The sequence below is a fragment of the Vreelandella venusta genome (assembly GCF_015689495.1).
Lineage (GTDB): Bacteria > Pseudomonadota > Gammaproteobacteria > Pseudomonadales > Halomonadaceae > Vreelandella > Vreelandella venusta.
Window position 1 is genome coordinate 3268455 of sequence record NZ_CP065135.1, and the last position, 13428, is coordinate 3281882.

Consider the following 13428-nt stretch of genomic DNA (forward strand, 5'->3'; position numbering starts at 1 on the left):
CCCCAACCCTAAGAACAACGTCATAGGAGCTATTATGTCTTCACCAAAAGGTCTCGCAAGACTGCCTAACATGATAGAGGTTTTTGCGATCATGTTCGGCTTTATAGCCATCATGTTTGTCAGTATCAGCTTACTCGAACTCCCGATACAACTTGCCTTGTTCGCCTCTTGGTTTTTGATTATGGGGCTGGGCTTAAAACTTAAACTTTCCTACGAAAACATGCAGGAAGGGCTTATTAAAGGTATTCATAATGGCATGGAGGCCGTTCTGGTGCTCACTACCGTGGGGGCACTGATTGGCACCTGGATTGCAGGCGGTATCGTACCGAGCATTATTTATTACGGCCTGTCAGTTATGAATCCACAGATTTTCCTTTTCGCAGCTTTTATTATTTGCTCCTTAACGTCTCTAGCTACCGGTACTTCCTTTGGTACAGTGGGAACGGCTGGGGTAGCGATGATGGGTATCGGTCACAGCTTTGGTATCCCGCTACCACTGGTTGCTGGCGCCGTGATATCAGGCGCGTACGTAGGTGATAAAATGTCACCGCTTTCCGATACAACAGTGATGACTGCGTCACTATGTAAGGTGAACCTTATAGACCATATTCGCTCGATGATGTGGGTTAGCGGGCCCGCGGTTATCATCGCGTCGATACTGTTCATCACCGTTGGTTTTTTCTATATCAGCGACACTGCAGACACATCTCAAGCAGCAGCGGCCATGCAAGCCCTGGAAAGCCACTTCACAATAACGCCTTGGCTGCTACTTCCAGCGGCCGTTGTTATTATCCTATTGACTCGTCGCTTGCCAGCCATCCCTGTCATCACATTAGGTGCGCTCCTCGGCAGCATTTGTGCTTGGCTAGTGCAGGACATGAGTCCCGTTGATGCGATCCAAACCGCCTATTCCGGCAATGCAATGCAGTCTGATGAAGCGTTTCTCAACACTCTTCTCAACCGTGGCGGAATAGAGTCTATGTTGGGTGTCGTTGCCCTCATCCTTTTCGCGCTTGGTTTAGGCGGTTTAATGGAACGGGTCGGTATTCTACAGGCTATCAGCCAGGGGTTTCTGAGCTGGGCCAACAATCCAGGTCGACTTACCCTTTCAACCATGTTGGGTGGCTTCTTCGGTAACTTCTTTGGTGGCGCAGCCTATGTCTCACTCATTACCGCCAGCACGATAACTGAGAAGAACTACGACAAACAGGGGATCGATCGTCGCGTTCTCTCTCGTAACGCAGAAGCAGGCGGTACCATTACAACTCCTATGGTGCCATGGACAGACGGCGGTGTATTTATGGCCGCCACCCTCGGTGTTTCAACACTGAGCTACCTGCCATTCCTTTGGTATCACATGCTTGTACTGGTAATCGCTATCTTCTATGGCTACGCCAACATTGCTATTTGGAGAACCTCTCCAGCAGACAACGCCGAACAAACAACCACTCATCAACGCAGTGTACCCGTAGCTTGATCGCCTAAAATCACCTCAAGCTTTTGGCTTTCCAATAAGCTAAACACGTAAAAAAACTCCGGTTTGTAAATAATTCAAACCGGAGTTTTTAGTTTTAATCTCAAGAAAAAAATAACCTTATGCAGATATATACAGCAGCGTTTGGCGTATTTCTAAGGTGTCATAGCCGCTTTTTCCATTAAATACTCTGCAACCGCCTGATAGGCGGGAAGTGAAGTCGGGTCATTAGCCGCATTTCCCGCCACCGGGTGCGATGCAAAACGCACAATGACCATCTCAGCGGTGGGGTCAATATAAATGGTTTGTCCATGCACCCCTCTTGCGGCAAAGGCGCCATGCTCGTTATGCAGAGACCACCACATGCCACGGTAGCTACCGCCCGGTAAATAACGGTATCCCGCGGCGGCAAACGCTTGCCTGTCGCCACCTTCCCGAATGCGCTCAACCGCGGCTGCGGGAAATAGCCGCTCACCATTCATTACGCCTTCATTGAGCACCAACTGGCCGACCCTGGCCAGATCCCGAAGGCCAGCGCTCAAACCGCCCCCTGCGAACGGCGTACCAATGGAGTCCACGGTAAAGTAAGCATCCTGCTCCATGCCTAACCGCTGCCAAAGACGCGATGACAACAGTGATGCCACCGATTCACCCGTCGTGCGCGCGATCACCCAGCCAAGTGCATCGGTATTAATCGTTTTATAGCCAAAGACCTGCCCATGCTCCCCTTCCGGTTGTACCGTTGCGAGATACTCATAATAAGTACGCGGCCCAGTGTAATCGTCTGGCTTGGGAAGCGGACTTGCCGCCGCATTGTAGGCCCAAATCTCAGCGTTGGGGTCACTGTAATCTTCGCTGTAAGCAAGGCCTGTGGTCATTTCAAGTAGTTGTTTCACCGTGGCATTACCAAAAGCACTGTCGGCAAGTTCCGGCAGTATATCGCCTACAATGGCCTGCTCATCCAACACGCCTTCTGCCACCAAGATCTCACCGAGCAAGCCGGTCATCGATTTAGTCACCGACATCGCGCCGTGCTGGCCCGTTTCATCCAAACAGCCAGAGTAAGTCTCATACACCACTTGGCCTTGATGAAGAATCAGCAGGCCGTCGGTGTAGTTTTCATTTAGCGACGCCTGCCACGACATAGGCTCACTAGCGCCAATCGGCGTAAAAGTAACCTCGTTGATTGCATCGTCTAATGCATAAGGCAAAGGAACAGGTGCCCCCAACCCTCGGCTGACCTGCTTAGTAGGCAACAGCTCGCGAAAGTGGCACACCGTCCAGCGCATTTTAGGAAAACTAAAGTAGTTGGAGTCTGGCTGGCCAATCACCTGCTCCGGCGCCGGAGGGAAGCCCTGCATCCAGCCTAAACGGTTAGGGTCAGAAGCTTCCGCGCTTAATACATCGGCTGCCCCCTGCTGAGTAGAAGCAGTAGCTGCCTCGCTTATCAATACAACAGGAAGCGTCAGCATCAGTAGCGACGTAAAACGGCTATTCAGCATTGGCATAAGCCACTCCTTGGTAATCGATGCTACCGACACACATGCCGACAGTCATCTCAGTATAGCGAAAGAAATCCACCGATTTATCACCCAGACACTAAACCAGGCACTAAAAACAAAAACGCCCGGCTAAATCGCCGGGCGTAAAAGCAAGTCAGGATTTCCAATAGCGTTTCAGCCTACCATTGATATTTAACACTCCCAATGACGCTGCGAGACTCGCCGTAGTAGCACCAATATTCACAGCTCGCTACGTACTCTTTATCGGTGAGGTTATTAACGTTTAATTGGGCCTGCCAACCATCAGCAAACTCATAGCCCACCATCGCATCAACTAGCGTGTAGCTACCTACGGCAGTGTTATCTGCCACACTGGTGTCTATTGTGCTACCTACATAACGCACACCACCTCCTAAGGTAACGCCCTTCAAGGCGCCACCGGTAAAGGCATAGTCCAGCCAGGTTGACGCCTGGTGGCGCGGGATCAAGGGCGCCCGCTGATCATCTTCAAGGCGTGAATCGGTATAGGTATAAGCCGCCGTCACTTTTAAATCATCTGTTAGGTAACCAACCCCCTCCAACTCAAAGCCCTGAGAGGTCCGTTCACCTTCTTGCACCTGGAAGCCGCTCGGTGAGTTGATCAGCGTATTACTCTCTTGCAGGTCAAATACTGCGGCCGTGACATAGCCGTCCCAGCCAAAGGGCGCGACTTTGACCCCTGCTTCCCACTGGCGACCTTCGCGTGGCTCGTAAAGATCACCATCGCTATCGACTCGACCCAACGGGTCAAAAGATTCGGTATAACTGATATAGGGGTTAACACCGTTTTCCCCCAAATACATCGCACCACCGGACCAGGATACTTGGTCATCGTCTGAGCGTTGCGTTGTTCCCGCGGTAACATTCGTGTTTTCGGTATCCGCCTGATCATAGCGAACCCCACCCAAAAGCACCCAACGGTCATCAATACGCAGCTGGTTTTGGGCGTACAAGCCGGTTTGCTCTTTATCAATTTCTCGGGTAAACAAATCATCCGCTCCTACGGGCGTAAAGTTGCCATAGGTGGGGTTGAAGATATCGATAGGATCGCCGAAGGGGAACGGATCAGCCTCTTGGCCACTCACCCCAAGGTTCTGATAATCCGCCCCCAGCAGCAGGGTATTTTCTGTACGATCGGTGTACCAAGTGCCCACCATACGGTTATCAACCGTCAAACTATCAATGGTGCCATCGCGATACACATGCCCGCGTGCCGCCTGACGTTCATCAGCCATAAAGAAGGCGTACGTACTGCGCAGCTCTAAATCCAGTTCGCTGTAGCGTAAATCCTGCTCGAAGCGCCACGTATCATTAAGCTGATGGCGTAGTTCATAGCCTAACGCCCACTGGGTACGGTTATCCTTATCGTAACCCGGCTCACTCAGGTTAGTCTGGGGGTCGACACGGCCAAAGGGAGTGTCTTGGACCGTACCATAGGGCAGTTTGAAGGAGTTGACTGGAACACCGTCATCTTTCTGCACACTGGCCAAAAAGGTAACCGTTGTATCGTCGCTAACATCCACCGCCAAACTCGGCGCAAAGTAGTAACGCTCGTTGTTAGTCGCGTTCAGATCACCATCACGTTCTTTATAAAGGCCGACCAAACGGTAACGAACATTATCACTCTCGCCTACCGGGCCACTGGTATCAATGCCCACTTGACGATGATCGCGATTGCCAAACTGTATATTCACCTCGCCCTGAGGCGTTTCTGTTGGGCGCTTGCTAACCGCATTAATCAAGCCCCCAGGAGGCGCTTCGCCATAAAGAATAGACGATGGACCTTTGAACACATCTACCCGCTCCAAGCCAAATGGCTCCGGCAGCCATTGGTAGAAGCCTTCACGATAGATCCGCAGGCCATCTTGGTAAGTGGACTGATCAAACCCACGCACCTTAAACCAATCAGTGTTGTTATCACTGCCGAAATGCCCCGAGAGTACACCGGCACGATAACGGAAAGTTTCATCGAGTTGCTGAACGTTGCGCGTTTCTAACTCCTCACGATCAACGCTGGATACAGGGCGCGGCGTTTCCACCAGCGGCGTTTCCACTTTTAGTGCAGTTGCGGTTACCACGACAGGATCGTTAGCAATACGCTCTTCTTGAGCAAGTACCGCCAAAGGCGCAACGCTGAGCATTCCACCAAGCGACACCACCAACGAGCGGCGAACCGCCGCAGTCAGCGGCGCAACAGAAAACGACATGGACGTAGGGAGCATAAGAAGGTCTCACAGGCATGAGGAGAAATATCGTTATAGTAAGACGAATGATACGGATTTTTATTTGCATGAACAATAACGACAACGGTGCACGCCAATCACGCTTTTAAGCGAATGTTCCGTAGCAATCTAAAACAGCTAGAGATGCGGGAATAATCAATGAAGGCATTTTGAAATGTATTGTTAACCGACAGTTGTGCCAAGACGACTGGACACTATCATCGCTGCTGATTTATAGGCTGTTACACAGCCTCGGACAGGAGAGCTGTTTTAGCCAACATTGATGCAACTTTTAAGCTAACCGGCGGCAATGCAACACAGCGGAATTGCCATCCGGTGCAAAGCCTTGTTCAGCATTTTCCTTGTTGGACATTGCAAGCATCAAACACGCCTGCATTAGTACTCATCCGAAAATATGAAACCCTTGCTGCAGCCTTCCGATGATCGCGAATAAACCGCTTCCCATTACCAGAGCGAGAAGGAACACTCCTGCAATGAGACACACATAAAGCAATGTCCAAGAACTGGCGGAGGCTGAATTCAGCTGCTCGTTGGAAGCTTTAGTGGAGCAACGGTGGATTCGGCTCAAACTTCGCTCCACGCCAAGAGCAATGCCACCAATAACGCCAAACAGCAGCGCGACCGCAAAAGTGATGGCTCGGTACTGCTCATTAATACAACCATCCCACACCAGAATAGCACCGTTAGTCCAAGCTAATGCGGTACCACCCCATGAGACAAGTTGATAGATAAACCTAAGCGTATGGGTCATTGCTTGCTCGTACTATTGGTTTGCCTGCCAAATATTAATGATACACCTTTCTACATACCCAGAATGATCCCGACGATGCCAGTCAGGTAGTTGTCACAACATTTCTCAACGAAAACCTAGTGGATCAACTGCTTCTCACGAGCTAATATAGGCCTCTTCAAAGGAGGACGACCTCCCCCATCTTGGGCAATAATGACCAGGACGACCTGGCCCCGTTAGATTCCGGAGGGGTCAATGCCTTGGTTCTATCTTCTCGTTGCCGGTGTTCTTGAAGTTGTATGGGCTTACGCAATGAAGCAATCTCATGGCTTCAGTCGGCTCATACCATCACTCATCACAATCTCAGCGATGGTGGCCAGCTTCTGGCTGTTGGCCGTTGCTATGCGAACTATTCCGCTCGGAACGGCCTATACGATCTGGACTGGAATAGGGGCTGTCGGGGCGTTTCTAGTCGGAATTGCCTTTTTGGCTGAGCCGGTTAGTACATCAAGAATCATTGCTATGATTCTGATTGTTTCAGGATTGGTGTTGATGAAGCTATCAAGCGCCTAACACTGAGTTTTTTAACGATGGATCTCGCTGCTGGCATTATTAGCCTATCGAGCTATAAAGTAAGGCACTCCAAATCCACCGACCACGAATGCACTTCCAGGTGAATGTGCCCATTCCCATCGCGTGCTTGTAATATGGCATGCCGATTGCGTTCGTGCGGCTCGGCACCGGTAGACCTGCCGAGCCTGCAAGACCACCGGGAGCACCTATAATGGTCGCAAGCACGAAAGAATAAATCTCAGACTCAAGAAGCAATGAGAACTGCGGCGCAAGAAAATGCCAACAACGTCGCACGCTTAAACATGCGTGGACACTTTATGGACACTTTGAAGAAAAAGTACAGCTAGGAAGAAATAAAGCGAGGATAATCCATTGAAAAATGGTGGGCCCAGTAGGACTTGAACCTACGACCAAGGGATTATGAGTCCCCTGCTCTAACCAACTGAGCTATAGGCCCGTAAAGCGTGCATATAATAGCGAATGTGTTCGGGCGAGGCTACCCCTTCCGGTGCTATCTTGTGGTGATAGCAGCAATTTTTTAGCGGCACTTATTGAAAAGTATGGGGTCTGGTAGTGAGTTACTGATGCGGAGGCGTGCTGTGAAAGCTTTGATTGCTCTTATCCCACTATTATTAGCGGTGCCGGTTCATGCGGATTGGCAGCTAGATCCCGGACAGTCGCGGGTGCAGGCGTCTATTACTCAATTAGATGGCGATGCCCCGCAAACCCATCACCATCAGGTGAACAATTTGCAGGGTGATATCTCTGCCGATGGCACCCTGCGCCTGCCGTTACGTTTGAGCCAAACGGATTTGCTGACTCGCTTTGGTGATTTGCCACCGTGGGTGGGCTTACTTGCCAATACCACGCTAGTCACACTGGTCGCGCAAATGCCACCGGAGCGGTTAGATGGCTTGGATATTGGTGAATCCATGGTAGAAACGCTTACCTTTCGGGTACAAACCGATTTGATCAACCAGGAAGAGTCGGTGCCGCTGCGCTTTACCCGCGAAGGGTTGAACGAGGTGCGTGTTACCCATGCTGAACCGATGGCGATAGATGGCCGCGCGCTGATGGCCAACAGCACGGTGCGAACCGTGCTGTCTTTGCTGGGCTACCAGGAAATTGACGAGCATGTACCGGTCACCTTGAATGCCCTGCTAGTGAACCGTTAAGGCCACTTACCTTCTGCCTCCAGACGAGTCATCGCCTAGCGCTACCGGCTCTATCGTCGGCTTCCTAGCAGCCGACATTTAACTATATTCATACCCATTCGCCCTTACTATTGATTATGATTATCATTTAAATTATCGTAAGATAAATAGAAAGGGACATACGCATGAAACCGCTTAACTTCTCTTTTCGTTTAGGCATTTTTAGCCTAATGGCTCTACTCGTCAGCACGCCTCTAAACGCGTTGGCTAACGCCTCGCTTGAGCGCATTGTGGTGATAGACCCAGGACACGTCGAAATAATTGCCGCGTTAGGCATGGAGAATGCGCTTGTCTTGGTGCCCGAAGATCCCTCAATGGAAGGCGATTACCCTCAGGCAGAACGCTTCCACCGGACACCGTCTATCGAGAGCATTTTAGAAGTCGACCCACAGTTGGTGTTGGCTGGTAATCCGGGGCGCACACTCCCCGTATTGGATCAAATCACACGTTTAGGCATTCCAGAGCATATGATTGATCGCTCGCTACCGGCTATAGAACGCATTAAGCGCATTGCTGAACTAATCGGTCGCCAAGCACAAGGCGAGGTGTTAATAGCCCGCATTGAGCAGGCTTATCAGCAGGCAGCGACGATCCCACAAACGCAAACACCCCGTGTACTGCACATCTCCAGTAGCGGTGCAGGTAGCTCCGGGGCAGTCACCGGAGCAGGGGCGGAAACTTCTGCCCATGCACTGATTGAGCGGGCGGGAGGTATTAATGTCGGCGCCGAGGCGGGGTTGGAGCGCTACCAAACGCTGAGTGCCGAAGGTGTGATGTCCATGGCACCCGATGCGGTGGTCGTCTCAGACCTTGAATTGACACAGTTGGGTAACGCTGATGGCATTTGGGAACATATTCCAGGCCTCGCCCATACGCCTGCCGCTGTGAATAACCACCTGATCGTAATGGATCATGCTGCGCTTAAATTTGACGCCGCCAGCAGCGGAGTTGCCACCCTCAAGCTGGCTGAGGCGCTACACACACCATGAAAATGCGCCCTTCTTTCCGTTTTACGCTCGGCTCATATAGCTACGGGATATTGGCCAGTCTAACGCTATTTTGCCTCATCCTAACCACGGTGAGCGGGGTTATCTCCTTGTCTACCAGCGACTTATGGGCTGTGATCTCATCACCCTTTGCAAGCGCGGAAGAGCATCGTATAGCGCATGCCGTTTTTTGGGAATTGCGTTTACCTCGTGCACTAATGGCACTATTTATTGGAGCGGCGCTGGCCAGTGCCGGGGCGGCCATGCAGGGCTTATTCGGCAATCCGCTGGCAGACCCTGGCATTGTAGGCGTCAGTGCTGGCGCCTCTCTCGGTGCGGTCGCTATCATTGTCCTCGGCATCAATACGCTAGGCGTCTGGACGCTCCCTGTCGGTGCTTTTGCCAGTGGCTTTCTTACCACATGGCTGATCTACCTACTGGCCAAGCCTTCAGAAGCGGGCAGTGACAACGCCCGTCTGCTACTAATCGGCATTGCGATTAATGCGGTGATTGGGGCTGTCACGGGCTACCTTACTTACCTTGCCAGCGTTGAGCAGCTAGAAAATCTGATGTTCTGGTCGATGGGATCACTGGCTCGGGCCTCCTGGGTACCGGTGATGGTTATTGCCCCCCTTGTTCTAATAGGCTGCGCTTTACTCCTTCGCCAATCGGCCTCCTTGGATTTACTGGCTCTTGGCGAGCGTCAGGCACGCCACGCGGGAGTCGATGTGAAGCGCCTGCGCCTTCAACTGATTGGTTTAACCGCAGTATTGACCGCCGCAGCGGTGGCTTTTAGCGGCACTATCGGATTTGTTGGGTTGGTGATCCCGCACCTGTTTCGAACATTGATTGGCCCAGGCCATCGCCACCTTTTACCCTTGAGCGCCCTGGGGGGCGGCCTTTTATTGATGCTGGCCGATCTGGGTGCGCGCAGCCTTGACCCTCCCAATGAAATGCCGATTGGCATTCTTACCGCAACGTTGGGTGGCCCTTTCTTCCTATGGCTGGTCGCGAGACAACGCGTGGGGGGCATTCGCTAATGCTCGAACTACACAATGTATCGCTTAACATCGGCTCAAAAACGCTGCTGGATGATGTGTCGCTGACCTGCTCAAAAGGTAGCGTTACCGCATTAATTGGCCCCAATGGCGCAGGGAAATCAACGCTGCTAGGCGTAATGGCAGGCGACCACCGCCCCTCCCAAGGAGACGTATGGCTGAACGGGCAGCCACTCACCAGTTACAGCATTCGTGACTTAGCTGCCGAACGTGCGGTGATGCCTCAAGATAGCGTTCTGCGCTTTGGTTACTGCGTAGAAGATGTCGTTCGTATGGGGCGCGCAATGCGCGACTTGCCACCCGGAGAGGACGATAGCCGTGTTGAGGCCGCCATGCAGCGGGTCGAGATTTTGGCTTTGCGCCAACGCAACGCCATGACGCTTTCCGGCGGCGAGCAAGCACGCACCACCTTTGCCCGTGTGCAAGTACAGGAAACCCCCATTCTACTGCTGGATGAACCGACTGCTGCGCTCGACCTACGCCATCAAGAACGGTTAATGCAACTAGCCTCCCAGTGGGCAGCGCGGGGGCACTGCGTGGTCGCGGTGATGCATGACCTTAATCTGGCGGCGGCTCATGCTGATCAGTTGGCTCTTTTAGACGCAGGCAAGCTCATAGCAACAGGGGCGCCCTGGGATGTGCTCAATCAGAAGTTGCTGGAAAACATTTATCAGCAGGATGTGTGTGTACTCACTCACCCCAAACGTGGCTGCCCGGTGGTCGTGACTGCCCCTTCGGACACCTAATACCCACGACCAACCTCATCAGCCCCATAGTCACTGCCACAGGAGACGCCCTATGAGCTCTACCCTTGATCGCGACAACGTTGTCGCAACCCTTCAACGCGAGCATGCCGCAGCGTTAGAGCAGCGGGCGAAGCGCCAAGCCGCCCGCGAGCAATCGGAACAGCAGGCTGCCCCTAAAGGCTGGCGCTCATTTAAAGAGGCCGACCATTTTCAGCATGCTTATCTCGCCATTTCCCCAGGCCAAGGTGCGCTACTTTATATGCTGGCCCGTGCCTGCCATGCTCGCACTATTGTTGAGTTTGGCAGCTCCTTTGGTATTTCTACCCTCTACCTGGCCGCAGCGGCGGAAGATAACGATGGCACTGTCATCGGCAGTGAGTACTACGCCAACAAGCGGGAACATGCCCTGGCCAACTTAAACGACGCGGGCCTGGATCATCGCGTTGAGATTCGCTTGGGGGATGCGATGGAGACGCTAAGTGAGCTTCCCACCCCCATCGATTTTGTCTTTCTGGATGGAGACAAGAGCCTTTACCAGCCGGTGCTGGATATGCTTCGACCAAAGCTGAAACCTAACGCTTTTGTTGTCGCCGATAACCTGAACCACTTTGCAGGTGAGCCAGGCGATTTTCGACACACACTTCTGAGCAATCCGGCGTTTACATCGCGAATCATGTCCTTGGAAAAAGGCGAGATCAGCGTATCCCAATATCACGGCGAATAAACAATAACACCCAATAACCATAAGCGGTTTCAACCGCATACCGTCACTAGCAACTCATATTCATTCAAGGAATCTACGAGTTAGCTATGATTACTACGCCTATAAAACGCCCCTGTGCAACGCTTTTGGCTTCTGGAAAATTGATTCCACTAAGTAGCCTGATTCTGGGTGGATTGATGCTTTCTCAAGCGCAAGCGCAAACCAACAACACGGAGCTATCTACGCTGACAGTGACCTCAGCGGCGGCCTCTGGCTATGCGGTTGACCCCGCTAATGCGCCTGCCAGTATTTCTGTCATTACCAAGGAGGAGCTCGAAGGCCGCTCATTTCGCGATATTACCGAAGCGCTTGAAAGTGTACCTGGCGTGTATTTCGATGACGGGCCTTCGGGCAAAGGGGGCACAGGCGAGATTTCCATCCGCGGCATGGATAGCAAATATACGCTAATCCTGGTGGACGGTGTGCCCCAAGGGTCACAGCAGGCGTACTACAACGGTTACGGTAGTGGCGCTGAGTTCGGCTGGCTACCGCCGATTTCTGCCATTGAGCGCATCGAAGTGATTCGTGGCCCCATGTCCACGCTCTATGGGTCGGACGCTCTGGGTGGAGTGATCAATGTTATTACTCAAGGCGCCCGTGAGAACTGGGGCGGCTCGGTCAATGTCGACACAATGATTCAACAGGATTCGGCGTCCGGCGACCGCCACCAATCGCAGTTCCGCGTAAGCGGCCCACTGATCGAAGACACTCTCGCGGCCACTATTACCGGCTCAGTACTTAGCCGTGATGAGGATACCATTCAAGACGGCTACCGTGGCTATGACCGAAGAGATCTAACCGCCCAGCTGGACTGGACGCCCAACGACGCCAACCGTCTTCAGCTTGAAGCGGGCTACGGTACGCAGGATACAGAAGGTACGACAGACAAAACCGGCAACGCCAACGAACTGGAGACACGACGTCAGCAACAATCCCTTCGTCATACTTTGCAGTGGGGCGATCGACTAACCACTCGCAGCTATTTACAACGCACCGAATTGCGTCAGGATGATACGTCTTATCGTTCGGTCTATGAGCGTTTGACCGCCAATACATCAACGGTTATACCACTAAGTGACCACTTACTAACCCTAGGCGCTCAAGCGCGTGAACAGCGCACGGAAAATCCAGGACGAGGGTTCGGAAAAGCTAACTTAGAACGCTGGGATATGGCTCTATTTGCTGAAGACGAATGGTTCCTGACCGATCAGTTCTCACTGACCACAGGGGCACGCTGGGTTAACGATGAGAACTACGGCTCCGAGATTGTTCCACGGCTTTATGGTGTCTTCAATGCAACCCCACAACTCACCCTGAAAGGAGGAGTTAGTGCAGGCTATCGCACGCCAGATCTTAAAGAGGGAGATTCCAACTGGATCGAGGGCGGCGGTGGCCCGCGTTGTGCAGACTGCCGCGATGTGGGCAACACCAACCTGGAAGCTGAAAAGAGCACCACGTATGAGCTATCTGCTCTTTGGCAAAGTGAGTCAGGCCTAGAGCTAAGCACGACATTGTTCCATACAGATTATCGCGACAAGATCGAAAAGCCTACCGTCTGTGATACTCGCGAAGGCGATGCGCTCTGCCTATATCAAGGACAGGAATACACTGCCATTGCGCAATATATGAATGTTGATGAAGCGACCGTCAATGGTGCTGAACTAACACTGGATATCCCCATCGGAGAGCATGTTTCATTGAGCACCAGCTACACGTTCACCGACAGCAAACAGCGCTCCGGTGAAAATAGTGGCCTGCCGCTAAACGACCAGCCGCGGCACCGCGCCACCTTGGGACTCGATTGGGAGGCAACCGCAGATACACAGCTATGGTCGCAAGCGCGCTACAAAGGCGAGGCTGAGCAGATCGCTGGGCGCAGAGGATTAAGCCGTGCTTACCCAAGCTATACGCTGGTAGATGTTGGTATTCGCCACCAATTAAGCGAAACGGTGAGTATTTATGGCGGGATTTACAACCTGCTCGACAAGGATATCAATTTCGATGACTATGGACGGCTACTGGATGGGCGACGCTTTAATGCAGGTCTTAACGTAACGTTCTAAAACATATACGCTGGGCAGCAACTCCCTGCTGCCCTTC

11 protein-coding genes and 1 tRNA gene are annotated in these 13428 nt (G+C 52.4%); 8 read left to right on the top strand and 4 right to left on the bottom strand.

Annotated elements, in window-relative coordinates; all coding sequences use genetic code 11:
• Positions 1-34: 34 nt before the first annotated feature.
• Complete coding sequence (nhaC, locus tag IR195_RS15365; RefSeq protein ID WP_193067649.1) at positions 35-1477, top strand: Na+/H+ antiporter NhaC; 1443 nt, start codon at positions 35-37, stop codon at positions 1475-1477.
• Between the two features lie 152 nt (positions 1478-1629).
• On the opposite strand, the gene IR195_RS15370 is transcribed toward nhaC, so the two are convergent.
• The 3 genes from IR195_RS15370 to IR195_RS15380 form a co-directional block, all read right to left on the bottom strand.
• Positions 1630-2982 (bottom strand): serine hydrolase domain-containing protein, encoded by a 1353-nt coding sequence (locus IR195_RS15370; protein WP_146941938.1) that lies wholly within the window; start codon positions 2980-2982, stop codon positions 1630-1632.
• 173 nt (positions 2983-3155) lie between these two features.
• Positions 3156-5156 (bottom strand): TonB-dependent siderophore receptor, encoded by a 2001-nt coding sequence (locus IR195_RS15375; RefSeq protein ID WP_206049810.1) that lies wholly within the window; start codon positions 5154-5156, stop codon positions 3156-3158.
• A 484-nt stretch (positions 5157-5640) separates the two neighbouring features.
• Positions 5641-6009, bottom strand: coding sequence for a hypothetical protein (locus tag IR195_RS15380; RefSeq protein WP_125750693.1), 369 nt, complete (start codon positions 6007-6009; stop codon positions 5641-5643).
• 234 nt (positions 6010-6243) lie between these two features.
• Here IR195_RS15380 and IR195_RS15385 point away from each other — a divergent pair, with 234 nt between their 5' ends.
• Entirely contained in the window at positions 6244-6561 is a 318-nt protein-coding gene (locus IR195_RS15385) for a DMT family transporter (protein WP_146941936.1), read from the top strand.
• Between the two features lie 380 nt (positions 6562-6941).
• On the opposite strand, the gene IR195_RS15390 is transcribed toward IR195_RS15385, so the two are convergent.
• Positions 6942-7018, bottom strand: a tRNA-Ile gene (locus IR195_RS15390).
• Positions 7019-7145: 127 nt separating this feature from the next.
• Here IR195_RS15390 and IR195_RS15395 point away from each other — a divergent pair.
• The 6 genes from IR195_RS15395 (at position 7146) to IR195_RS15420 (ending at position 13391) form a co-directional block, all read left to right on the top strand.
• Positions 7146-7736 carry a hypothetical protein gene (locus IR195_RS15395; protein ID WP_206048004.1) on the top strand — a complete coding sequence of 197 codons (591 nt, stop codon included), beginning with the start codon at positions 7146-7148 and terminating at the stop codon, positions 7734-7736.
• Positions 7737-7900: 164 nt separating this feature from the next.
• A complete protein-coding gene (locus IR195_RS15400) occupies positions 7901-8764 on the top strand; it encodes a heme/hemin ABC transporter substrate-binding protein (protein WP_206048005.1) in 864 nt (287 codons plus the stop codon).
• Positions 8761-9801, top strand: coding sequence for a FecCD family ABC transporter permease (locus IR195_RS15405; protein ID WP_206048006.1), 1041 nt, complete (start codon positions 8761-8763; stop codon positions 9799-9801). The genes IR195_RS15400 and IR195_RS15405 overlap by 4 nt, the downstream gene beginning before the upstream one ends.
• The gene (locus tag IR195_RS15410; protein WP_206048007.1) at positions 9801-10565 is read left to right on the top strand and encodes a heme ABC transporter ATP-binding protein; all 765 of its coding nucleotides are present in this window, start codon (positions 9801-9803) and stop codon (positions 10563-10565) included. The genes IR195_RS15405 and IR195_RS15410 overlap by 1 nt, the downstream gene beginning before the upstream one ends.
• Positions 10566-10617: 52 nt before the next feature.
• Positions 10618-11289 carry an O-methyltransferase gene (locus tag IR195_RS15415; protein WP_206048008.1) on the top strand — a complete coding sequence of 224 codons (672 nt, stop codon included), beginning with the start codon at positions 10618-10620 and terminating at the stop codon, positions 11287-11289.
• Between the two features lie 86 nt (positions 11290-11375).
• Positions 11376-13391, top strand: coding sequence for a TonB-dependent receptor domain-containing protein (locus tag IR195_RS15420; protein WP_125750747.1), 2016 nt, complete (start codon positions 11376-11378; stop codon positions 13389-13391).
• Positions 13392-13428 lie beyond the last annotated feature (37 nt).

Bases quoted from the DNA above. Each gene is read 5' to 3' on its own strand.
- nhaC (WP_193067649.1), top strand. From the start codon at position 35: ATGTCTTCACCAAAAGGTCTCGCAAGACTGCCTAACATGATAGAGGTT.
- IR195_RS15370 (WP_146941938.1), bottom strand. From the start codon at position 2,982: ATGCCAATGCTGAATAGCCGTTTTACGTCGCTACTGATGCTGACGCTT.
- IR195_RS15375 (WP_206049810.1), bottom strand. From the start codon at position 5,156: ATGCTCAGCGTTGCGCCTTTGGCGGTACTTGCTCAAGAAGAGCGTATT.
- IR195_RS15380 (WP_125750693.1), bottom strand. From the start codon at position 6,009: ATGACCCATACGCTTAGGTTTATCTATCAACTTGTCTCATGGGGTGGT.
- IR195_RS15385 (WP_146941936.1), top strand. From the start codon at position 6,244: ATGCCTTGGTTCTATCTTCTCGTTGCCGGTGTTCTTGAAGTTGTATGG.
- IR195_RS15395 (WP_206048004.1), top strand. From the start codon at position 7,146: ATGCGGAGGCGTGCTGTGAAAGCTTTGATTGCTCTTATCCCACTATTA.
- IR195_RS15400 (WP_206048005.1), top strand. From the start codon at position 7,901: ATGAAACCGCTTAACTTCTCTTTTCGTTTAGGCATTTTTAGCCTAATG.
- IR195_RS15405 (WP_206048006.1), top strand. From the start codon at position 8,761: ATGAAAATGCGCCCTTCTTTCCGTTTTACGCTCGGCTCATATAGCTAC.
- IR195_RS15410 (WP_206048007.1), top strand. From the start codon at position 9,801: ATGCTCGAACTACACAATGTATCGCTTAACATCGGCTCAAAAACGCTG.
- IR195_RS15415 (WP_206048008.1), top strand. From the start codon at position 10,618: ATGAGCTCTACCCTTGATCGCGACAACGTTGTCGCAACCCTTCAACGC.
- IR195_RS15420 (WP_125750747.1), top strand. From the start codon at position 11,376: ATGATTACTACGCCTATAAAACGCCCCTGTGCAACGCTTTTGGCTTCT.